The sequence below is a fragment of the Streptomyces sp. NPDC050564 genome, from assembly GCF_044457265.1.
In the GTDB taxonomy this organism is placed as follows: Bacteria; Actinomycetota; Actinomycetes; order Streptomycetales; family Streptomycetaceae; genus Streptomyces.
This window is the reverse complement of record NZ_JBITGS010000047.1, coordinates 38757-60694: the sequence shown is the minus strand read 5'-3', so window position 1 is coordinate 60694 and position 21938 is coordinate 38757. Positions and strand designations below refer to the sequence as shown.

Sequence of the window (21938 nt, the reverse complement as noted above, 5' to 3'; positions counted from 1 at the left end):
GAGCCGGCGGTCAGCGCTCCAGCAGCATCCGCTGCAGCTCCCGGGCAGCCCGCGGCGGAGCCACATCGCTGCGATGCGCCAGCGCGATCGTCCGGTGCAGCCCGGGCCGGGCCAGCGGTGTCACCCGCAGCCCCCGCCCGGACCGGGTCGCGACCATACGGGGGACGACGGCCACGCCGAGCCCCGCCCGGACGAAGCCCAGCACGGCGTCCATCTCGCCGCCCTCGACGGCGAAGTCGGGTTCGAAGCCCTCGGCCCGGCACGCGGCCACGGTCAGTTCTCGCAGGTCGTAGCCGTGCCGGAACATGACCAGACGCTCGCCCTCCAGGTCGGCGATCCGTACCGTGCGGCCGCGTCCAGGCGCGGCCGCGTCCGGTGACGACACCATCACCAAATCCTCGCGCAGCAGCTCCACCGTGGTCAGCGCGGGGGACGGCGTGGGCAGGGGCAGGACGACCAGGGCGAGATCGAGGGCGCCGCGTGCGAGTTCTCGTACGAGATCGTGCGAACCGCCCTCCTCGATCAGCAGCCGGATACCCGGATAGCGGTCGTGAAAGGCGCGCAACACGTCCGGGAGCAGACCGGTGCACACGCTCGGGGTCGCGCCCAGACGGACCCGGCCGCTGCGCAGCTGGGCCAATTCCTGCACTTCGTGCCGGGCCGTGTCCGCGTCGGCCAGGATGCGCCGGGCCAGCGGCAGCAGCGCCTCGCCCGCGTCCGTCAGCGTGATGTTCCCGCGCGCCCGCAGGAACAGATCCGCCCCCAGCTCCCGCTCCAGTGCCTTGATCTGCTGGGACAGGGACGGCTGGGCGACATGGACCAGATCGGCGGCCCGGGTGAAGTGCCGGGTCTCGGCGACCGCCACGAAGTACTGGAGCTGTTGGAACTGCACATCAGCCACGATAGCCCACGGCTATGGAATCGAGCCGGACCATGTCTTGGACCGATCGGCCCTTGGGGCCCTAGCGTTCCGTGACATGGCTCTGGCAACGCGGACGGACCGACGGCCGTCCATGGCACGCACCGTGTGGGACAGCTCCGTCGGCAAGAAGACCGTGATGGCCGTCAGCGGACTGATCATGGTGCTGTACCTGGTCGCCCACATGATCGGCAATCTGAAGATCTACTTCGGGGCGGGCGAGTTCAACCACTACGCGCACTGGCTGCGCACCGTCGGCGAACCCTTCATGCACTACGAGTGGACACTGTGGCTCATCCGCGTGGTGCTGGTCGTCGCCGTCGTCGCGCACGCCGTCTCCGCGTACCAGCTCAGCCGCCGCGACATCAAGGCGCGCCCCAGCAAGTACGTCCACAAGAAGCCGCGGGCGAGCTACGCCACGCGCACCATGCGCTGGGGCGGCATCATCCTCGGCCTGTTCATCGTCTGGCACATCCTCGACCTGACGACCGGCACCGTGCACTCCGGCGGGTTCCAGGAGGGCCACCCGTACCAGAACGTCGTGGACACCTTCTCCACCTGGTACGGCAACGTCATCTACATCGTCGCGATGCTCGCGCTCGGCCTGCACATCCGGCACGGCTTCTGGAGCGCGGCACAGACCCTGGGCGCCGGCCGCCGCACTCGCGACCGCGCCCTCAAAACCGTCGCCAACGTCTTGGCGCTGGTGCTGACGGCGGGCTTCATCTGCGTACCCGTCGGTGTCATGACTGGAGTGGTGAGCTGACATGAGCGCATACACCGAGTACGCGACCGGGGACCCGGTCGTCGACGGCAAGGCCCCGGCCGGCCCGGTCAACGAGCGCTGGGACACCCGCCGCTTCGAGGCCAAGCTGGTCAATCCCGCCAACCGGCGCAAGCACACGGTGATCGTCGTGGGCACCGGCCTGGCGGGCGGCTCGGCCGGCGCCACGCTCGCCGAACAGGGCTACCACGTCGTTCAGTTCTGCTACCAGGACTCGCCCCGCCGCGCCCACTCGATCGCCGCTCAGGGCGGCATCAACGCGGCGAAGAACTACCGCAACGACGGCGACTCCATCCACCGGCTCTTCTACGACACCGTCAAGGGCGGCGACTTCAGGGCGCGCGAGTCGAACGTTCACCGGCTGGCGCAGATCTCGGTGGAGATCATCGACCAGTGCGTCGCGCAGGGCGTGCCCTTCGCCCGCGAGTACGGCGGTCTGCTCGACACCCGCTCCTTCGGCGGCGTCCAGGTGTCACGGACGTTCTACGCCCGAGGTCAGACGGGTCAGCAGCTGCTGCTCGGCGCCTACCAGGCGCTGTCCCGGCAGATCGCCGCGGGCAACATCGAGATGCACCCCCGGACCGAGATGCTCGACCTGATTGTGGTCGACGGGCGGGCGCGCGGGATCGTGGCCCGCGATCTGATCACGGGGAAGATCGATACGTACTACGCGGACGCGGTGGTCCTCGCCAGCGGCGGTTACGGCAACGTCTTCTACCTCTCGACGAACGCCATGAACTCCAACGCCACCGCGATCTGGCGGGCGCACCGGCGCGGAGCCTACTTCGCCAACCCCTGCTTCACCCAGATCCACCCCACCTGCATCCCGCGCACCGGTGACCACCAGTCCAAGCTCACGCTGATGAGCGAGTCGCTGCGCAACGACGGCCGCATCTGGGTCCCGAAGGCCCAGGGCGACACCCGCCCGCCGAACGAGATCCCCGAGGACGAGCGCGACTACTACCTGGAGCGCATCTACCCGTCCTTCGGCAACCTCGTGCCCCGCGACATCGCCTCCCGCGCCGCCAAGAACGTCTGCGACGAGGGCAGGGGCGTGGGCCCGGGAGGCCAGGGCGTCTACCTGGACTTCGCCGACGCGATCCGGCGGATGGGCAGGGCGAAGGTCGAGGAGAAGTACGGCAACCTCTTCGACATGTACGCGCGGATCACCGCCGAGGACCCGTACTCGGTCCCGATGCGGATCTACCCCGCCGTGCACTACACGATGGGCGGACTGTGGGTCGACTACGACCTCCAGACCACCATCCCGGGCCTGTTCGCGGTCGGCGAGGCGAACTTCTCGGACCATGGCGCGAACCGGCTCGGCGCCTCGGCCCTGATGCAGGGCCTGGCCGACGGCTACTTCGTACTGCCGTCGACGATCAACGACTACCTCGCCCGCAACCCGCACCACGGTGAGGTGACCGACGCACACCCCGCCGTCCAGGAGCTGTTGGCCGAGACCGAGGACCGGCTGCGGCTGCTCCTCGCCGTCGACGGCGACCGCACGCCCGACTCCTTCCACCGCGAAGTCGGCGAACTCATGTGGGAGTTCTGCGGCATGGCCCGCACCGAGACCGGGCTCCGCAAGGCGCTTGAGCGCATCCCGCAGATCCGCGAGGAGTTCTGGCGGCGCCTCAAAGTCCCGGGCACGGGCGAGGAGTTCAACCAGTCCCTGGAGAAGGCCAACCGCATCGTCGACTATCTGGAGCTCGCCGAGCTCATGTGCCTCGACGCGCTGCACCGGTCCGAGTCGTGCGGCGGGCACTTCCGTGAGGAGTCCCAGACGCCGGACGGCGAGGCCGCCCGCAAGGACGAGGAGTTCTCGTACGCGGCCGCCTGGGAGTTCACCGCCACCGGTGACGCGCCCGTCCTGCACAAGGAAGACCTGGTCTTCGAGTACGTCCACCCCACTCAGCGGAGCTACGCATGAAGCTCACCCTGCGCGTCTGGCGACAGAAGAACGCCGACGCCGACGGAGCGATGTCCACATACGAGGTGGACGACATCTCGGCCGACATGTCCTTCCTGGAGATGCTCGACACCCTCAACGAGGAGCTCATCCTCAAGGGCGAGGACCCGGTCGCCTTCGACCACGACTGCCGCGAGGGCATCTGCGGCGCGTGCTCCCTCGTCATCAACGGCGACGCGCACGGGCCCGAGCGCACCACCACCTGCCAGCTGCACATGCGGTCCTTCCAGGACGGCGACACGATCGACATCGAGCCGTGGCGGGCGTCGGCCTTCCCGGTCGTGAAGGACCTGGTGGTGGACCGGTCGGCCTTCGACCGGATCATCCAGGCCGGCGGCTACATCACCGCCCCGACCGGCGCGGCGCCCGAGGCGCACGCGACGCCGGTGCCGAAGCCCGACGCGGACTTCGCCTTCGAGCACGCCGAGTGCATCGGCTGCGGCGCCTGCGTGGCGGCCTGCCCGAACGGCGCGGCGATGCTGTTCACCTCGGCGAAGGTCAACCATCTGAACGTGCTGCCGCAGGGCGCGCCCGAGCGGGAGACCCGGGTGCTCGACATGGTGGCGCAGATGGATGAGGAGGGGTTCGGTGGGTGCACGCTCACCGGGGAGTGCGCGACCGCCTGCCCGAAGGGCATCCCGCTGTTCTCCATCACCAGCATGAACAAGGAGTGGCTGCGGGCCACGCGTAAGGCCGGGCAGCGCTAGCGCTCTACCGGTCGGGCGGTGGTCCGGCCGCGGGCCGGACATGGTCGCTCGCGCGGTTCTCCGCGCCCCCTCGGGCGCTCCTGCCAGGGCCGTCCTTCAGAAGAACGTTCGCCGAGAAGGTGCGGACGGGCGGGACCGGAAGTGGTGCTCACCCCGGTCCCGCCAGGCACCCGCCCAACGGGCCGGCGGCCTGTTGTTCACCCCGGGGCTGGTGTGCAGCCGTTGGCGTGGCGCCCGACGGACGCCGATCCCCCGGCATTCAACATCCCCACATCCCACCTCCTGGCCACGGTCACGTACAGGTCAACCGGCGTCGGAAGAACAGGAGCGCACAGACCGCACCGACACGGTCTGCCGCCGCACCGCCGAACCGGCCCGTGACCAGGAGAGTGCCATGACCGGCGTTTCCACCCTCGACAGCCCCCCACAGCCCGTGGCCCCCACCCGCTACACCGTCTCCCTCGCCCGTGACGAGGCCGACGTGCGGGCGGCCCAGCGGCTGCGGCACGACGTCTTCGCGGGAGAGATGGGAGCCCTCCTGTCCACCCCGCAGCCGGGTCTCGACATCGACCCCTTCGACGCGTACTGCGACCACCTGCTGGTCCGTGACACGGTGAGCGGCCAGGTCGTCGGCACCTACCGGCTGCTGCCGCCGGAGCGGGCCGCCATCGCCGGACGGCTGTACTCGGAGGGCGAGTTCGACCTCGGCCCGCTGGCGGCAATCCGCTCCGGACTGGTCGAGGTGGGCCGTTCCTGCGTGCACCCCGACCACCGCGACGGCGCGGTCATCGGCCTCATCTGGGCCGGGATAGCGCGGTACATGGTCGACGGCGGCCACGAGTGGCTCGCGGGCTGCTGCTCGATTCCGCTGGCCGACGGCGGCGCGCTCGCGGCCGGGACCTGGGACCGCGTCCGGGCGAAACACCTGGCGCCCGAGGAGTTCCGCGTACGTCCGCTGCTGCCCTGGAACGCGGAGGGCGTCGCCCGGCCCACGCGCACGGAGCTGCCCCCACTGCTGCGCGGCTACCTCCGCCTCGGCGCCTGGGTGTGCGGCCAGCCGGCCCACGACTCCGACTTCGGTGTCGCCGACCTGTACGTGCTGCTGTCGATGCGTCGGGTCAACCCGCGCTATCTGCGGCACTTCCTCTCGCTCGTTCCGGCCTGATGAGCACCCCTCGCACCGGAGCGCCGCGCCTGTCCGTCATGCGTCGCCCCCGCTTCGGCGGGGAGGCGCTTCCCGGTCCGCGCGAGGCGGTACTCGCGGACCCCGCGGCACCGCCTCCCGTCACGGCTCGCCCCGCACCGCCGACCAGCGCGTGGCTGCCCACCGCGCCCTGCTCTCCGCTCAGCTGCGTCGATTCCACGGCGTCCTGGGCCGCCGTGCCGCGCGCCGTGGCGCGGCTCGTCGCGGTCCTGGCACTGGTCCTCGTCGGCGTGGCGCTGACCCCGCTCGTGGGACGGCTGCGGGCGACGGCGCGTGACCGGTGGATCCGTCGCTGGTGCCGGTCCGTGGTCCGTGCCACCGGCGTGCGGGTGGGGTTCACCGGGGCCGCCGCGCCCACCGGGGGACTGCTGATCGTCGCCAACCACATCTCGTGGCTGGACATCCCCCTGCTCGCCACCGTCCGCCCGGCGCGCATGCTCGCCAAGACCGAGGTCCGCGGCTGGCCCGTGGCAGGCGCACTGGCCGCCCGCGGCGGCACCCTGTTCATCGAACGCGACCGGCTTCGCGCCCTGCCCGGCACGGTGGAGCGGATCGCGGACGCCCTGCGCGGCGGAGCGGCCGTCGTCGCCTTTCCCGAGGGCAGCACCTGGTGCGGCCGGGCCCAGGGACACTTCCGGCGGGCCGTCTTCCAGGCGGCGCTCGACGCCCACGTGCCCGTCCAGCCGGTGCGCATCCACTACCGCCTCGCCGACGGCACGGCGAGCACCGCGCCCGCGTTCGTCGGGAGCGACTCGCTGCTCGCCTCCGTATGGCGGGTCGTCTCGGCCGGCGCGCTCGTCGCGGAGGTGGAGGTGCTGCCCGTGCTCGCACCCGGCGATCACATCGACCGGCGCGGTCTCGCCCATGCCGCACAGGGCGGGCGGCACGCGCCGGGCGACCCGCACGTCATGTCCGCCTAGGCCTGTCTTTCGGGTGACGCCGGTCCAAGCCCACGGCACGCCCCACGTGCCGCTGCCAGGCCCCGCGGCCCAGGCGTGATCCGAAAGACAGGCCCTAAGGGGCGGGAGCGAGCGCGCGGGCGAGATACGGAGCCGTCGTGCTGCCCTGCGCCCGCGCCACCTCGCAGGGAGGCCCCGCCGCGACGATCCGCCCGCCCGCGTCGCCCCCGCCCGGGCCCAGGTCGATCACCCAGTCGGCGCCCGCGACGACCGTCATGTCGTGCTCGACGACCACGACGGTGTGGCCCGCGTCGACCAGACCGTGCAGCTGGCGCATCAGCACCTCGACGTCGGCCGGGTGCAGCCCTGCCGTCGGCTCGTCGAGCAGATAGAAGGTGTGACCGCGGCGCACCCTCTGCAACTCACTGGCCAGCTTGATGCGTTGGGCCTCGCCACCGGACAACTCCGTGGCCGGCTGACCGAGTCGCAGATAGCCGAGGCCCACGTCGAGGAGGGTGCTGAGGCTGCGCGCGACGGCCGGGGTGTCCGTCCGGGCGAAGAAGCGCGCCGCCCCCTCCACCGTGAGGTCCAGAACCTGCGCGATGTTGCGTCCCCGGTACGTCACTTCGAGTGTCTCGGGGTTGTAGCGCGCCCCTGCGCAGTCGGGGCACGGCGCGTAGGTGCTGGGCAGGAACAGCAGCTCCACGCTGACGAATCCCTCGCCCTGACAGGTCTCGCAGCGACCGCCGGCGACGTTGAAGGAGAACCGCCCGACGCCGTAGCCCCGCCGCCGTGCCTCGTCCGTCGCGGCGAAGACCCTGCGCACGACGTCGAAGAGCCCGGTGTATGTCGCCAGGTTCGAGCGCGGGGTACGGCCGATGGGCTTCTGGTCGACGGAGACCAGCCGTCCGACACCCGCCAGGTCCTCCGTCACCTCGCCGATCAGCGTGGACTTGCCGGAGCCGGAGACCCCGGTCACCGCGGTGAACACACCGAGGGGGAACTCGGCGGTGACCCCGCGCAGGTTGTGCCGGGTGGCCGGCCCGATCTTCAACTTGCCGTGCGGCGACCGGACTTCGCGTACCGGAGCGGGGGAGCGGTCGAAGAGGAAGCGCGCCGTGGCCGACTCCTCGACCGCGGCGAGCTCCGCCACCGGACCGCTGTGCAGCACCCGCCCGCCGTGCTCCCCGGCGAGCGGCCCGACGTCGACGAGCCAGTCGGCGCCGCGCACGACATCGAGATGGTGCTCCACGACGAACACCGAGTTCCCCGCCGACTTCAACCGCTCCAGGACCGTGAGCAGGGCCTCGGTGTCCGCCGGGTGCAGTCCGGCGGACGGCTCGTCCAGGACGTACACGACACCGAAGAGACCGGAGCGCAACTGCGTTGCCAGACGCAGTCGTTGGAGTTCGCCCGCGGAGAGGGTGGGAGTCGCCCGGTCCAGGCCGAGATAGCCGAGGCCGAGCTCGACGACGGGCGCGATACGGGATCTGAGATCCTTTGTGAGGATCCTGGCGGCCTCGGTGGTTCCGTGCGGCATTCGGGCCAGCTCCGCCAGGGGCAACGCGGCCAGCTCGGCGATGTTCCGTCCCGCGAACGTCACCGCCAGCGCCTCGGGCCGCAGCCGGCTGCCGCCGCACACCGGACACGGAGCGCTGGTGAGGAATCGCTCGGCCTTGGCCCTGAGCGTCGCGCTCTTCGTGTCGGAGAAGGTCTTCATGACATAGCGCTGTGCGCTCATGTACGTACCCTGGTAAGGGCGTTGGATCCGCTCGGCGTCCCGCACCGGATGGACGGTGACCACCGGCTGCTCGTCCGTGAAGAGGATCCACGCCCGCTCCTCGGCGGGCAGCTCGCGCCAGGGCCGGTCCACGTCGTACCCGAGCGTGTCGAGGATGTCCCGCAGGTTCTTGCCCTGCCAGGCGCCCGGCCACGCGGCGATCGCCCCCTCACGGATCGACAGTGACGGATCCGGGACCAGCGACTCCTCGGTCGTGCGGTGCACTTGACCGAGCCCATGACACTCGGGGCAGGCTCCGGCCGCCGTATTGGGCGAGAACGCGTCGGAGTCCAGCCGCTCGGCGCCCTCCGGATAGTCGCCCGCCCGCGAGAACAGCATGCGCAGCGAGTTGGAGAGATTGGTGACCGTACCCACGGACGAGCGCGAGGTGGGTGCCGAGCGGCGCTGCTGAAGCGAGACCGCGGGCGGCAGCCCGGTGATCTCCCCGACCTTCGGAGCCCCTACCTGGTGGATCAGCCGCCGCGCGTACGGGGCGACCGACTCGAAGTAGCGCCGCTGGGCCTCCGCGTAGATGGTCCCGAAGGCCAGCGACGACTTTCCGGAGCCCGAGACACCGGTGAAGACCGCGAGGACGTCACGCGGGATGTCGACGTCCACACCCTGGAGGTTGTGCTCACGGGCGCCCCGGACGCGGACGTACGAGTCGTGGGGGCTGGGCATCGGCGGGACTCCTGTGGGGGCCGGGGGCCTGGACATCGGTGGGCTCGGGGCAAACCCCACGATTCTAGGTCGTGGTCAGTCCCGCGACCCGGGCGAGTCCCCGGAAGGAGTCCAGGAGGGCGTCCCGGTCGTACGTACTGGTCGTGACCAGCACCTCCTGGGCGCCGGTCTCCTTGATCAGTGTCTCCAGCTCATGGGCGACCTGATCCTCGGTGCCCACGATGTGGCCGGTCAGGCCGGCCTCGTAGAAGCCGCGCTCCTTGGCGGTCATGGTGAGAGCCTCGACGCGCTCGGCGGGCGGCAGCGGCGGGAACGTGCCGTGCGTGCGGGAGTACGCCATCGACCAGGCCTCCGGGAGTAGCAGACGGCGGGCCTCCTGCGGGCTTGCGGCGACCGCGACGGTGCCGGAGACCACGACGTACGGCTCCCGAGCCCAGACGGACGGGCGGAACGTCGCGCGGTAGTGGTCGATGCCGCGCCGCATCTTCTCCCGGTTCCTGAGGTCCCCGATGACCATCGGCAGGCCCGCTCGTGCCGCGATCGTGGCGCCCTCGCCCAGGGCGAGCACGAAGGGCGGCACGGTCAGACCTTCCGTGGGGCGCGCGTGCACGCCGGTCGGGGAGGTGCCGCGGAACCAGCCGAGGAGTTCGTCGAGCTGGGCGGCGAAGTCCTCGGCGTCGTCCTTGTCCCGCCCGAGCGCACTGCGCACACCGTCCGTGAACCCGACGGAACGGCCCAGGCCCATGTCGATCCGCCCCGGGAACAGGGACTCCAGCACCCCGAACTGCTCGGCCACGACGAGGGGTTGGTGGTTCGGCAGCATGACACCGCCGGTGCCGACCCGGATCGTCCGCGTGGCGGCGGCGACCGCGGCGGCCAGCACGGTGGGCGCGGACCCGGCGACGCCGGGCACCCCGTGGTGCTCCGAGACCCAGATCCGGTGGTAGCCGAGCTTCTCCAGATCCTGGGCCAGCCGCACGGTGTCGCGCAGGGCCTCGGTCATCCGGTGCCCCTCGCGGGTGCGCGAGCGGTCGAGTACGGAGAACCGCGTCGCTTCCGCCCGGGAACCCTGCGCCTGGTGGGGGTCGCGACTCTGCTGGTTCGACATGGCTGCTCCGGAACAACTGGCTGGTCTCTGACGTCTCAGGCGTCAACGTCTGAATCCCTCCGCGGCTTCCATGATCCGAGCGGGGTTCCGGGACGGGCAAGCCGGTGCTGTCGAAGGAGATGGCTCCCGGCGTCGTAGCCGTTCGGTGTGCAGGGCGCAGCTGTGCGTGACACGGCGCGCTCTCCCCGCCGGCCGCAGAACAGGGTCGCCGGCCCGCTTCCGCCCGCTACGATCCCGTCGCAGGCTCGCGGCCACGAGGGACTGAGCCCCCGAATCCGTGGTGCAGTCCGCTGCACCAAGGGACTGCCCGTTCGGCGGTCAGCCGGTGTGACCGGCCTCTCCCCCGGGGCAGCCGCCCCGGGGCCTCGGGTTCCGCGGGCGTACGCCGCTGAGGTCGCGCCCCGCTGTGTCCGGGCACACGATGCCAGGAGGACCGCCGCACACTTCTCTGGAGCCCTCATGGTCTGGATCCCGCAGATCGCCGACCTCGTCGACCGACTCGGCGCAGCCGACCTCGCCGCAGGCCTGCGCGACCCGATCGCGGCCACCGTCCCTGTCGCACTCGACGACCCGGAAGCGGGCCGTATCAGTGGCGTGGTCGTGCTCGACGCCTGGCTCGCCGAGCAGGAGAAATGGCGCGCGGAGCAGCGGGTGGACATCGAGCCGGTCGCCATCACGGTCACCGAGAATCGGGCCGTGGGCGAATGGGTGGCGCACCTGAACGGTTCGGACGGCAAGCGCGTCGCCCTTCCCGTCGGCGTCGCCGTGGAACCGGCATCCGCGCTGCCCGTACGGATCTACCACTCCCGGTGGCCGCTGCTCGGCCATCACGTCGTGCGCTCCCCGCTGCTGCCGTACGACCCGGACGCGCATGCGGCGGACGTGGTGGGCGCCTACAAGGCGGCCCTCGGCGAGGGCGACGTGGCCGGCGTCGTCGCCGCCTTCGCGGCCGACGGCTATTTCCGTGAGCCGTCCGGCGACTCCTACCGACACGTCGGCACCTCGGTGCTGTCCGACTTCTACAAGGGCTTCTTCTCCGCGGGTGGCGGCATCCCGCTCAAGCTGTGCACGGTCACGGACGACGGCACCCGGAGCGCGTTCGAGTACATCTGCGACCGCTGGGGCGACGCCGACCTGCCGCCGCAGGCGGGGCTGGCCGTCTACACGCGGAGCGGCGACGGCCTGATCACGGCCGTGCACGTGTACGACGACGTGGAAGGCCCCGTGGAGTAGGGCTTCGCGCCGCCCGTGGCGGGCAAGGATCAACTCGTCGGAGTGCCCGACCCCACCGCCAGCGAGAGCAGGAGAGAGCATGCAGTACGTGAAGCTCGGTTCGACGGGCCTGGATGTCTCCCGGATCTGCCTGGGCTGCATGAGTTTCGGCCTTCCCGACCGAGGCGTCCACGAGTGGACCCTCGACGAAGAGGCGTCGCGGCCGTTGATCCGCCAGGCGCTGGAGGCCGGGATCAACTTTTTCGACACGGCGAACGTGTACTCCGACGGCACCAGCGAGGAGATCGTGGGCCGGGTGCTCGCCGGCCATGCGCGCCGCGACGAGATCGTCATCGCCACCAAGCTGAACGGCGCGATGCACGACGGCCCCAACGGGCGTGGCCTGTCCCGCAAGGCGGTCATGACGGAGATCGACAACAGCCTGCGCCGACTGGGCACCGACTACGTCGACCTCTACCAGATCCACCGCTTCGACCCCGCGACTCCCGTCGAGGAGACGATGGAGGCCCTGCACGATGTGGTGAAGGCGGGCAAGGTCCGTTACATCGGGGCGAGTTCGATGTACGCCTGGCAGTTCTCCAAGGCGCAGTACACGGCCCGGCTGAACGGCTGGACACGGTTCGTCTCGATGCAGAACCACTACAACCTCCTCTACCGCGAGGAGGAGCGCGAGATGCTGCCGCTCTGCGCGGACCAGGGTGTCGGTGTACTGCCCTGGAGCCCGCTCGCCCGCGGCCGCCTCACCCGTGACTGGGACACGGTCACGGCGCGCAGCGCGACGGACGAGTTCGGCAAGAACCTCTACCAGGAGGGCGACCGCGAGATCGTCGACGCCGTCGCCCGCATCGCCGCCCAGCGCCAGGTGACCCGCGCGCAGGTCGCCCTCGCGTGGCTGCTGCACCAGAGCACCGTGAGCGCGCCCATCGTCGGCGCCACCAAGCCGCACCACGTCGAGGACGCGGTCGCCTCCCTCGAACTGGAGCTGACGGACAAGGAGATCGAGGAGCTGGAGCAGCCGTACACGCCTCGGGCGATCAGCGGTCACTGATCCGCCGGAGGCCCCGTCGGCCATTTCGGCGGCCCGCGTGACTTCCTCATTGGTGACGTGGTGGCGGTGGTCAACTCCCACGACGAAACCGTGTCGCCGGACAACGGCCTCAACGGCTGGAACATGAGCTGGGAGGAATGGCGGGCGGGCAGCGCGCTCGGCTGATCGGACGAGAGCGCTCCCAATGTGGTGAGTTCGGTAGCGGTTCGCGGGGGCGACGGGATTCCTAATTTCATTCGTGTGCCCCTGGTTGACGTTCTGTCAATATCAGGGCTCGCGGACCGAAAAGGAAAAGGGCGAGATCGCTTGTTCCGGCTCCGTGCCCTGTGCAAAGGTGTGGCTTGTCGGCGTGCAGACAAACGTTCAACTTCCTACTGTGCGCATACGGTGCGCCCGTTCGTACCTTGCTTCAAAAGAGCTGCCAGAGGTGGTCGTTCGCGGTGCAACCCCCCATGGGTAGTCCCTCCGCTTCGCCGGGCGGGCTACATACCCATTGGTATGGACTAATTCCTGTGTTGCCTTTGGGAGGAAAGCGGACGTGAATGACGCAGACCTGTCTCATTCCCCGACCCCCGCTCACTTGTTCGAGGTCTCGGATGAGCGGCTCGCGGCAGACCTGAAGAGGAGCCCGCGGAACACGCCCGCGCACTATCCCGTCGGAGAACTCCTGGACCGTCACTGGGAAGCGGTCTTCTCTTACGCGCGCCTGTGCACCCACGGTGTGGGTCCCGCCGGAATGCTCACCACGGCCTCATTCACCCGACTGTTCGGGGAATCGCTGCGGCAGAGCGGGCCGACGTCGGCCTGGCGGCCGCACCTGCTGGTCACCGTCCGCCGGATAGCCGCAGAGTGGCTCATGGACCAGCGGCGCGAGCTGCTCCACCCCGGACTGCTCGCCGACTCGGACCGCGAGGACCGGGCCGCGGCGCGACTTCTTCCGCCGGAGGGCAGACGCCTGCTGTCCCGGGCGTTCCAGCGGCTCCCCGAATCCGCCCGCTGCCTGCTGTGGCACACGGAGGCGGAGGCTGAACAACTGGAGGTGCCCGCCGCCCTGTTGGGTCTCGCCGTCGAGGACGCCGCGGCAGAACTGGGACGGGCCCGCGAACGCCTGCGCGAGGGCTGCCTGGACATCCATCGTGAACTGGCCCCCGAGCAGGAGTGCCGCCGCTACCACCGCATGCTGGATGTGTCACTGCGGCGGGGCGGTGCCGACCTCGACCCCGATCTGCGGGGTCATATGGCCAGATGCGCACACTGCCGCCGTACCGCCGACCAGTTGAACCAGTTCAACGGCCAACTCGCCCTCCCGCTGGCCGAAGCCGTGCTCGGCTGGAATGCCCGCGCCTATCTCGAGTCCCGCCCGGGACGCGCCACCGCCATCGTGGAGGTGACGCAATCGTCCGAGTCCACCGGGGGCGCGACAGCCCAACCGGCCGACCCGCACGGAGAGTTCCCCCTTCCCGCGAATCCCCCTCGCCCTCCAAGAGCCCACAGCGCGCCACGCGGTCAGTCGCCCGAATTCCGCCCGCCGACACACAGGGCGAAGTCGCACAAGGCCCCCCGGCGCGCCCCGCACCGCCGCAATGTCACCCTCGGCGTGCTGATCGTGAGCACGCTCATCCTGGTCCCGCTGGTCCTGTGGGCGGCCGGTTCGAACTCCGACGGGGAGGGCGGCACGGCCGACGGCACCGGCTCCTCGCAAGCGCCGAGTTCCGGCTCGGGAACGGTCCCCGGCGCGAATCCGTCCTGGATCGGGTCCGGCGGCCCGTCGAACAGCACCGTGCGGGGCAGGCTGCGCAACGCCGCGACCGGGCTGTGCATCGGCATCGTCGGCAAGAAGCCGGCGAAGGGCGCGGAGACCGAACTCACCTCGTGCACCTCGAAGTCGGCCCAGCAGTGGTCGTACGAAGCGGACGGGCTGCTGCGCGACGTGGCCGACCCCGACCTCTGCCTCGACTCCCACCTGGGCTACTCGGTCCAACTGGCTCCCTGCTCGGGCGAGTCGCAGCCGGGCACCAAGAACGTGCGCTACGACTTCACCCTCCAGGGCGCACTGGTGCCGCGCTGGAACCAGGACCTGGCTCTCGCACCCGCCGCCGCCCAGCACGGGGCGGCACTCGTCCTCAAACCGCGCAAGGACGAGACGGTCCAGCGCTGGACCCTCGACACCTCCTCGCCCTCGCTCCAGATGGAGGTGGTCAATTGGGACTCCACCCGTGCATCGACGGCCCCCGCGACTCCGGCCCCTCCAAAGGCTTCCAGGGCACTGTCGTCGCCCACCACCCACAAGCCTTCGGCGACGCCGCAGGCACCGGGGCCGACTCCGTCGTCCACTTCTCCCACGTACGACTACTGCTACTACCCGTATTACTACTGCCCGGGATACGGGCAGTACGGCTCCGGCTATGGCTACGGGGATGGGTACGGCGGTTACGGCCCCGGATACGGGGGAGGGCAAGGCGGCCGCCGGTGAGTCGTCAGGACCGGGCGGTGCCCGACGGCGAAGGAGCCGCGCCCAGGAATTCCGCCCAGCCGCCGAGGGGCGTCTGTCCGGGGGTGAGTGTGCGCAGCTTCCGCAGGACCGCCGGGTCCTGGGCCTCCAGCCACTCCACGAGCTGCCGGAAAGAGACCATGCGTACGTCGTCGTAGGCGGCGATCCGTTCGACGGCCTCCTCGACGGCGTCCATGTAGATACCGCCGTTCCACCGCTCGAAGTGGTTGCCGACGAAGAAGGGCGCGCGATTGCTCTCATAGGCGCGGCGGAAACCGGCGAGATAGGTGTCGCGGGCCTGGGCGCGCCAGGTGTCGAACTGGGCGCGGTCGCCGAGCGGGTTCGCGTTCGACTGGTTGGCCATCATGTTGTAGTCCATCGACAGGACCTGGAAGGAGTGGCCGGAGAAGGGAATCGACTGGAGCGGGAAATCCCAGATGCGGCCGCCCTGCACCTTTCCGGGCCACATCTGGAGGCCGCCGGGAGAGCTGGCGTCGTATTTCCAGCCGAGCTCGGCGGCAGTGGGCAGCAGGGCGGCCTGGCCCTCCAGGCACGGGGTGCGGCCGCCGATCAGCTCCTTGCGGTAGTCGAACGGGAGCGGATCGAGGTCGGTGAAGCCGGTGTTGGTCTTCCACTCGGTGACGAAGCGCATCGCCTGGTCGATCTCGCTGCGCCACTCGGCGGCCGACCAGCGGCGGACCCCGTTCGCGCCGCAGAAGTGGCCGTTGAAGTGGGTGCCTATCTCGTGACCCTCCAGCCAGGCCGCGCGCACCTGCTGAAGGGTGGCGTGGATGTGCCGGTCGGCGAGGTAGCCGATCGCGGACGCGCCGACGGGGTGCTGCGGCGGGCTGTAGAGGTGCTTCTTCGACTCGGGCAAGGTGTAAATGCCGCTCAGGAAGAACGTCATCGAGGCGCCGTGGTCGGCGGCCACCTTGCGGAAGCGGGAGAACAGCTGGTTGCTCAGTTCACCCGCGCCGTCCCAGGAGAAGACCACGAACTGCGGCGGGCGCTCGCCCGGCTTCAGCCGCTCCGCCTTCGGCTGCCTGGGCTGGGCTCCGGTGTCGGCGGTGGATCCGTCGCCGATCAGCTTGGTGGGCCGGGCCTGCGCCGTGGGCTTCCCGTCCGCACTGTCGCCCCCAACGGACCAGCCCTGGGCGGAGCAGGCGGAGAGCGCGCCCAGGGCGCCCGCCGACGCGGTCGCCGTCAGCAGCCGCCTGCGTGAGATGCCGCTCATGATCGTTCCCCAGTTCTTCGGTTCCTCGGCACGGCTGCGGCCGGGCGGCCGGAGCTCGCGTCCCCGTCGACGCGCCGCCCGAGGGGGCACGTCGACCGGTTGGATGGGCGGGAGTTCCGGAAAAGATCGCGGGAATCGGGACGTGTTGCTGTTCCGTGACAAACCGCAGCCGACCTGCGCGGCCGTCGCCGCGCAGGCGCAAAAGAGCCCCGCCGACCTGCGGGACAGGTGGCGGGGCGGGGGTGCGGGGAGCGCGATGAGGTCAGGTGCCGGTGCCCGCACGGACGACCGTCAAGGACACCGACGAGGCGTTGCCGGACACCGGCACCTTGCCCTGGGTCCACTTCACCTTGAGCGAGTCCTTCTCGTCGGGCGGTGTCACGAGGAGCGAGGCGGGCGTCGCCGTACGGGCCCCGCTGATCTCCGGGTTGGAGAACGTGAGCCCTGCCCACGCGCTCTGCCCGGGCGCCAGCGTGACCGTGGTCGGCGTGCCCGAGGAGCGCTGCGGATCGGGCCCCAGCTGCTTGCCGGACGCGTCGATGAAAGCCGCGCCCGGGTAGCCGCGCAGGGTGCAGGTGCGTCCGGAGCTGTTGGTCAGGACGACCGGGAAGTTCTCCTGCCCCGCGCCCGGGTCGTTGTTGCCGACCGACGCGCGCAGTTCGGAGGTGTGGCAGCGGGTGCCGGTCGAGCCGCTCCCGGACGACGCGGAAGCCGAACCCGAGGTCGTGGCGGATCCGGTCGTGGCGGGACTGCCGGTCGTGTCGGCCGTGGGGCTCGCACCCGCGTCCGTGGTCCGCTCACCGGAGGCCGGCTCCGCGGTGCCGGGCAGCTTCTGCGGCGTACTGTGCGGGGTGTCGGTACCGCAGGCGGTGAGCAGGCCGAGCAGCGCGACGCCCGCGAGCAGCGCCGCCCGCCGGGCGAAAGTCGAAGTGCGGGATGCGGGAACCGCGTCGAGCCGGTCCGTGTCCGCCGCGCCGCGCCGGAAGGTCGCCATGTCACCACTCCTTGAGAATCACCGCACGTGTCCTGACACGTGCGCACGGCGCGTTGTGCCCCGTCATCACTCTCCGATGCACCGGGACGGAGAAAAGTTCACGCAATCGGCGGGCGAGTTCCGTCAGGCTCCCACTCGCACCGAACCGAGAACGCGGTCGGTCGCGTCACTGCCGCCGTCCTGGCGGATCTGTACGTACACCTGAGGCTGCCCCGCGCCGCCCGCCGGAGTGAGCCCCGCCTCCGTGAGGGTGCCGTCGCTGCCCGGGCAGCCGTTCCAGGTGCGTATCAGACCGTGCCAGTGCGCGCCGTCGTAGCTGCGGCTGCCGTCGTAATGGCATCCGGTGTGCGCGATCGCGCGGACCGAGGCCGTGATGTCGCCTTGCTCGCTCAGGCCGATGAAGGCTCCGTTGACGCGCGAGCCGAGGTCCTGCCACTTCGCGAGGTCGTCCGCTATCGCCAGACCGGGTTCCTTCGTCTCCTTCAGGCCCAGGGTGTGCGGATTCCATCCGGAGTCGCGGAGCTGGTGGCCCCACGCGGCGGGTACTTCGGCGGCGACCCGGCCGGTGCTGTCCTCGACCCGGACGGTCTTCGCGGCGGGCCCGCGCGTCACGATCGCGGCGGTGATGCCCACCGCGCCTGCCACGACGGCGGCGGCCAGCACCGTGATCAACGCGCGCCGTCGGTGCCGGCGGGGTCGAGGGGGCCGAGGGGCCGCGCCGGGTTCGACCAGTCGCTCCAACTCCGCGGCGAAACCGGCCGCCGTGGGCCAGCGCCGCTCCCGGTCGGGTTCCATGGCACGCAGCAACGCCCGCTGGACGTCGGGGGACAGGTCCGTACGGAGCCGGTCGGGCCGTACGACCTTGCCGGGCGGGCCGGGGACCGAGCCGGTGACCAGGTGGTAGCCGAGGGCGCCCAGGCTGTACACGTCGGCCCGCGCGTCGATCCCGGACCCGGGCTCGGCCTGCTCGGGAGGCGTGTAGCCCGCGGAACCCGCCGCCATGGTGAGCCCGGACGCCTGGGCCAGGCTCTTGGCCAGGCCGAGGTCCGCGAGGAGCACCCGGTCGCCTCCGCCGGGCGAGGTGCGCAGCAGCACGTTGGACGGCTTGATGTCCCGGTGCACGATGCCGGCCTCGTGCAGCGCGGCAGCTCCCCGGGCCGCGAGGGCCGTCAGCCGAAGGGCCTCGGCCACGGGCAGCGGTCCGGCCTCGACCCGGTCGGCGAGGGTGCCCCCGTCTGCGTACTCCATGACGAAGTACGGTCTGCCGTCCGGCAGTTCACCGATGTCGTACACCTGGACGACCCGGTTGGAGTCGGCGCGGCGCAGCAGCCGTGCCTCGGAGAGGAAGCGCTCCCGGATGTCCAGGTGGTCGACCCAGTTCTCCGACAGCACTTTCACCGCGACGGCCGCCTCGAGCACGTCGTCGTGGGCGAGCCAGACCACGCCGAAGCCGCCGGCGCCCAGGCGCCGGTCCAGACGGTAGCGGCCGATCCGCTCCAGGGGCTCCCTCAGCATGGACAACCCGTCGAAGAGCCCGTGAGCCGGTGGTTTCGACTACGGCCGAGGTGGCGTGGCGTCGCCGCATCGCTGGTGATGCCCGATGAAGGCTGAGAGGCCCCATAGGAAACGTCCTCGTGCGGCTGACGTCGAGACATGGGTGCGGAGTGGCTGTGCCCCGTTGGTCGCGTCCGTGGCGGCGTACGCCTCCTGTGTTCACCAGCGGGCATGTGCTCTCCAGGGCGGTGCGGATGCCACGAGCGCCACGCTGTGGCTGTCCGTAGACGGGCTGCTTCTCCTGGCAACGGTCGGGTTGTTGAAGCGTACCCGCCACGTCAGCGGCCGAGCACGCTGGTCGGCGTGGATGGCGTTCTTCCTCGGACACGGTGAAACGGAGCGAAACTGCGCACCGCGCGATCCGAGCCCGCGAAATGCGGGCCGCCCCGGCCTCACGCATGCCCACAGCGTGCCGCGACCCGTTCGGTCGGGGCCGGTCACCGCGCGGTCCAGGCCGGGCTCGGCGACTCCGGAGACAGAGGCAGGCGCAGGGAGGAGGAGCGTCACTGGGAGACGATCCACAAGGACACCGCACCGGGCGCCACTGAATCTCGTCGACTATGACCGGACCCGTTCCGATTCAGCGATGGGGGAACTGCTCGCCGGGCGAGTCGCAGGTCGGGACGGTCCAGGCCGAGGGACCGACCAGCCCCGCTCACGACTGCTCTCGGTCCGGGCGCCTTACTCGCGATGCACTACGACCTTGAGGGCGCCGGTGTCGGTGCCGTGGGCGAAGACCTCGTAGGCATCTCCCATCCGGTCGAGGCTGAAGGTGTGGGTGACGAGCTGGGAGATGGGCAGGCGCCCCGATGTCACCAGGTCGAGCAGCCAAGGCGTGGAGGAGGCGTCGACCTGACCCGTGCTGATCGTGACGTTCTTGCGCCAGAGAGCCTCAAGATGCAGCGTGGCCGGTTTGCCGTGCATGCCGATGTTGGCGATGTGCCCTCCTGAGCGCACCGCGCGTGTGCACAGGACGAAGCTGTCCGGATCGCCGGCGGCCTCGATGACCACGTCGGCTCCGGGGCCCTCGGACAAGTCGGCGATCAGCCGTCCGGGCAGTTCGGCGGCATCGGCACCCAGGCGGACGGCGGCTTCCAGCCGAGAAGGGGACAGATCCACCGCGATGATCCTGCGAGGCGAGTAGATCCGCGCGGTGACGACCGCGGCGAGCCCCACGGGACCCGCACCCACCACGACGACGGTGTCTCCTGGGCCCACGTGTCCGTTGCGCACCCCGACCTCGTAGGCGGTGGGGACAACCTCCGCGAGCAGTACCGCGTCATCGAGGGCCAGGCCCGCGGGCCGCCGGTAGGTGGAGTGATCGGCGAAGGGCACACGTACGAACTCGGCTTGTGCGCCGTTGATCAGATTCCCGAGGATCCATCCACCGCCCTCGCTGCACTGTCCGCACCTACCGGCCCGGCAGAACTGACAGTGGCCGCAGGCCGAGACGGACGACACGATCACCTGATCCCCGGGGCGCACGGCCTGGACCCCGCGGCCGACTTCCATCACCTCGCCGACGGCCTCATGGCCCAGAACCGTCCCGGGCTTTACCTCGGGGAGGTCTCCACGCAGGATGTGCAGGTCACTGCCGCAGACGGTGGTCGCGTCGACACGCACGAGCGCGTCGGTCGCCTCCTCGATCGCAGGATCCCGGACCGTGTCCCAGGAGGTCTGTTCGGGGCCGTGGTAGACGAGTGCTCGCATGGTACTTACTCCCTCGCTACCCCTCTCCACCGTCGCCCTCAAGGGAGTTGAGGGCAACCGGGACTGCCCTGCCGTCGACGGCATCGCCGTTCTTCCCGGTCCGGCTCCATGTATCAGTCCGGCTCCATGTAGGGGCGGCGGAAGACCGGGGCCTGGCCGGTGCCGTACGGGCGTACGGCCGCCAGGGCCTGGACGACCGCGGCCTCCAGGGGGCCGCTGGTGTCGACGGTGACGGCCTCTGCCCATGGCGGCTCCGCGGCTGCCATGGCGGTGGCCACGTCGACGTGGGCGTCGGATGCGCCGGGACCGCGGGTGTTCAGGCGGGCTGCCGATACGTCGTCCGGCACCTGGCAGTGCAGGGCCACCAGGTCGGCGCTTGTGCGCTCGGCCGTGCGCTGGGCGGCTTCGCGTTGCCCGGCATGGGACCAGGTGGCGTCCAGGACTACGGACTCGCCGGCGGACAGCAGGGCGGATGCGCGCTCGAGAAGGGCCGCGTAGGTCTTGGCGGTCCACTCCGGCGTGTACAGCCCTTCTCCGTAGCCGGCGGCTGCGGACTCCTCCGCCGGGATGCCCGCCAGCTCCTTGCGGAGGCGGTCGCTGCTGAGCAGCGTGACGCCCAGGCGATCGGCGAGCGCACCCGAGAGTGTGGACTTCCCGCTGCCGGGCAGTCCGCCGACGAGCGTGAGGCCGACGGCGGAGGTGCGCAGGTGGCGCAGCGCCGTCATCACCAGCCGGCGTGCGGCCACCTGCGCGCCGGGCGCGCCCTGACGTGCCTGGATCAGAGAGACCTTGGCGCGTACGAAGGCACGGTAGGCGACATAGTGGTGCCACAAGGAAGGCGGTGCGGGGTCTCCGGAGTATTCGCTGTACTGGGCGAGGAAGAACGCCGCGGCCTCCGGCGCACCGAGCTGTTCCAGGTCCATGGCCAGGAAGGCGGCGTCGTCGAGGCCGTCGACGTAGCGTAGGTGGTCGTCGAACTCCAGGCAGTCCAGGACGCGTGGGCCGTCGTCGAGGCAGAAGATGTCCTCGGTGAGCAGGTCGCCGTGACCGTCCACGACCCTCCCCTGCTCGATGCGCGTATCGAAGAGCTGCTCGCGGCCGGCGAGATAGCGGTGTACGAGCAGCTCGACCTCCTCCACGCCGTCGGGCACCGGGCTGTCGCCGGCCAGCGCGCGGACGTGTGTGAAGCTGGCTTCCCAGCGCGACGACAGGGCGTTGCGAGTACCCTGTTCGGCCACCTCTGGGCTGCGCGGCGCGTCCGCATGACGCATGGCGAGCAGCCGGGCCACGGCGCGCAGGACATCGTCGACGGTGGCCCCTCCTCGTACGAGTTGGGAGAGACGGCGCTCTGTCGGCATGCGCCGCATCACCACGACGGGCTCCGGCACGTCCGTATCCGGGCTGCGGATTTCCCCCACGCCCAGATAGACATCGGGGGCGAAGCGACGGTTGAGCGCGACCTCCCGCTCGCACGCGGCCCGTCGAGCCGCAACGGTGGTGTAGTCCAGGAATCCCATATCGAGCGGCTTCTTGACCTTGTAGGCGCGGTCGCCCACGAAGAGAACGACCGCGGTGTGGGTCTCGCGCACCTCCGCGCGGGGGAGCGGCGGAGCGTCGAGG

Annotated in this window: 17 protein-coding genes; 9 read left to right on the top strand and 8 right to left on the bottom strand. The window is 70.7% G+C overall.

Annotation, left to right across the window (positions count from 1 at the left end; genetic code table 11):
• Positions 1–10: 10 nt before the first annotated feature.
• A complete protein-coding gene (locus ACIBK0_RS44710; RefSeq protein ID WP_399093911.1) occupies positions 11–892 on the bottom strand; it encodes a LysR family transcriptional regulator in 882 nt (293 codons plus the stop codon).
• Between the two features lie 121 nt (positions 893–1013).
• On the opposite strand from ACIBK0_RS44710, the gene ACIBK0_RS44705 reads away from it, so the two are divergent.
• The 5 genes from ACIBK0_RS44705 to ACIBK0_RS44685 all read left to right on the top strand — a co-directional run bounded on the left by ACIBK0_RS44705 (position 1014) and on the right by ACIBK0_RS44685 (position 6506).
• Positions 1014–1685 carry a succinate dehydrogenase gene (locus ACIBK0_RS44705; RefSeq protein ID WP_399093908.1) on the top strand — a complete coding sequence of 224 codons (672 nt, stop codon included), beginning with the start codon at positions 1014–1016 and terminating at the stop codon, positions 1683–1685.
• A 1-nt stretch (position 1686) separates the two neighbouring features.
• A complete protein-coding gene (locus ACIBK0_RS44700; RefSeq protein WP_399093905.1) occupies positions 1687–3636 on the top strand; it encodes a fumarate reductase/succinate dehydrogenase flavoprotein subunit in 1950 nt (649 codons plus the stop codon).
• Positions 3633–4382 carry a succinate dehydrogenase/fumarate reductase iron-sulfur subunit gene (locus tag ACIBK0_RS44695; RefSeq protein WP_399093902.1) on the top strand — a complete coding sequence of 250 codons (750 nt, stop codon included), beginning with the start codon at positions 3633–3635 and terminating at the stop codon, positions 4380–4382. Before ACIBK0_RS44700 ends, ACIBK0_RS44695 begins: the two co-directional genes overlap by 4 nt.
• A gap of 394 nt (positions 4383–4776) precedes the next feature.
• Positions 4777–5547, top strand: coding sequence for a GNAT family N-acetyltransferase (locus tag ACIBK0_RS44690; protein WP_399093899.1), 771 nt, complete (start codon positions 4777–4779; stop codon positions 5545–5547).
• Positions 5547–6506: a lysophospholipid acyltransferase family protein gene (locus tag ACIBK0_RS44685; RefSeq protein WP_399093896.1), complete on the top strand. Its 960-nt coding sequence runs from the start codon at positions 5547–5549 to the stop codon at positions 6504–6506. The genes ACIBK0_RS44690 and ACIBK0_RS44685 overlap by 1 nt, the downstream gene beginning before the upstream one ends.
• A gap of 94 nt (positions 6507–6600) precedes the next feature.
• On the opposite strand, the gene ACIBK0_RS44680 is transcribed toward ACIBK0_RS44685, so the two are convergent.
• Together ACIBK0_RS44680 and ACIBK0_RS44675 are read right to left on the bottom strand one after the other, a co-directional pair.
• Complete coding sequence (locus ACIBK0_RS44680; protein ID WP_399093893.1) at positions 6601–8946, bottom strand: ATP-binding cassette domain-containing protein; 2346 nt, start codon at positions 8944–8946, stop codon at positions 6601–6603.
• A 64-nt stretch (positions 8947–9010) separates the two neighbouring features.
• Positions 9011–10054 (bottom strand): LLM class flavin-dependent oxidoreductase, encoded by a 1044-nt coding sequence (locus ACIBK0_RS44675; protein WP_399093890.1) that lies wholly within the window; start codon positions 10052–10054, stop codon positions 9011–9013.
• Between the two features lie 459 nt (positions 10055–10513).
• Here ACIBK0_RS44675 and ACIBK0_RS44670 point away from each other — a divergent pair, with 459 nt between their 5' ends.
• From ACIBK0_RS44670 to ACIBK0_RS44660, 3 genes are all read left to right on the top strand, one after another.
• Positions 10514–11287 carry a nuclear transport factor 2 family protein gene (locus ACIBK0_RS44670; protein ID WP_399093887.1) on the top strand — a complete coding sequence of 258 codons (774 nt, stop codon included), beginning with the start codon at positions 10514–10516 and terminating at the stop codon, positions 11285–11287.
• A gap of 79 nt (positions 11288–11366) precedes the next feature.
• Positions 11367–12335, top strand: a complete 969-nt coding sequence (locus ACIBK0_RS44665; RefSeq protein ID WP_399093884.1) for an aldo/keto reductase — start codon at positions 11367–11369, stop codon at positions 12333–12335.
• A 538-nt stretch (positions 12336–12873) separates the two neighbouring features.
• Positions 12874–14808: a ricin-type beta-trefoil lectin domain protein gene (locus tag ACIBK0_RS44660; protein WP_399093881.1), complete on the top strand. Its 1935-nt coding sequence runs from the start codon at positions 12874–12876 to the stop codon at positions 14806–14808.
• Positions 14809–14812: 4 nt separating this feature from the next.
• Here the strand turns inward: ACIBK0_RS44660 and ACIBK0_RS44655 are convergent, their stop codons facing one another.
• The 3 genes from ACIBK0_RS44655 to ACIBK0_RS44645 all read right to left on the bottom strand — a co-directional run bounded on the left by ACIBK0_RS44655 (position 14813) and on the right by ACIBK0_RS44645 (position 18569).
• Positions 14813–16060 (bottom strand): hypothetical protein, encoded by a 1248-nt coding sequence (locus ACIBK0_RS44655; protein WP_399093878.1) that lies wholly within the window; start codon positions 16058–16060, stop codon positions 14813–14815.
• 262 nt (positions 16061–16322) lie between these two features.
• Positions 16323–17054 carry a DUF4232 domain-containing protein gene (locus ACIBK0_RS44650; protein WP_399093875.1) on the bottom strand — a complete coding sequence of 244 codons (732 nt, stop codon included), beginning with the start codon at positions 17052–17054 and terminating at the stop codon, positions 16323–16325.
• Between the two features lie 123 nt (positions 17055–17177).
• Complete coding sequence (locus ACIBK0_RS44645) at positions 17178–18569, bottom strand: serine/threonine-protein kinase (RefSeq protein ID WP_399093872.1); 1392 nt, start codon at positions 18567–18569, stop codon at positions 17178–17180.
• An 85-nt stretch (positions 18570–18654) separates the two neighbouring features.
• Here ACIBK0_RS44645 and ACIBK0_RS44640 point away from each other — a divergent pair, with 85 nt between their 5' ends.
• Positions 18655–19353: a DUF2637 domain-containing protein gene (locus tag ACIBK0_RS44640; protein ID WP_399093869.1), complete on the top strand. Its 699-nt coding sequence runs from the start codon at positions 18655–18657 to the stop codon at positions 19351–19353.
• Here the strand turns inward: ACIBK0_RS44640 and ACIBK0_RS44635 are convergent.
• Positions 19290–20318, bottom strand: coding sequence for an alcohol dehydrogenase catalytic domain-containing protein (locus tag ACIBK0_RS44635; RefSeq protein ID WP_399093866.1), 1029 nt, complete (start codon positions 20316–20318; stop codon positions 19290–19292). The two genes, ACIBK0_RS44640 and ACIBK0_RS44635, sit on opposite strands and share 64 nt — an antisense overlap.
• Before the next feature lie 113 nt (positions 20319–20431).
• Positions 20432–21907: an AAA family ATPase gene (locus tag ACIBK0_RS44630; RefSeq protein ID WP_399093934.1), complete on the bottom strand. Its 1476-nt coding sequence runs from the start codon at positions 21905–21907 to the stop codon at positions 20432–20434.
• Positions 21908–21938 lie beyond the last annotated feature (31 nt).